This is a genomic window from Bacillus sp. MM2020_4 (genome assembly GCF_011250555.1).
GTDB lineage: Bacteria > Bacillota > Bacilli > Bacillales > Cytobacillaceae > Neobacillus.
The window spans coordinates 1-391 of record NZ_JAANMZ010000122.1 but is presented as its reverse complement, the minus strand read 5'-3'; the positions used below and the strand labels follow the sequence as shown (position 1 = coordinate 391).

General features: G+C 46.0%; 1 rRNA gene. It reads left to right on the top strand.

Annotation, left to right across the window (positions count from 1 at the left end):
- A 16S ribosomal RNA gene (locus tag G6554_RS25410) occupies positions 1 to 239 on the top strand; the annotation flags it as partial.
- Positions 240 to 391 lie beyond the last annotated feature (152 nt).

Below are 391 nucleotides of genomic sequence, written 5' to 3'. Positions count from 1 at the left end.
GCGGATCAGCATGCCGCGGTGAATACGTTCCCGGGCCTTGTACACACCGCCCGTCACACCACGAGAGTTTGTAACACCCGAAGTCGGTGGGGTAACCTGGGACAAAACTTAACCTCTTATTATATTTTTAGGAAGTTAAGTTTTGTCCTAGGAGCCAGCCGCCTAAGGTGGGACAGATGATTGGGGTGAAGTCGTAACAAGGTAGCCGTATCGGAAGGTGCGGCTGGATCACCTCCTTTCTAAGGAACATGCAGTCCTTTCGGGCTGATCATAAGGTTGACGTTTCTTGTTTGTTTAGTTTTGAGAGTGCAATTCTCTCAAAGCTTTTTTTAATCGTTCTTTGAAAACTAGATAATCGTAAGAAGAAGCAAAGTAAACATCGAGTAATCGC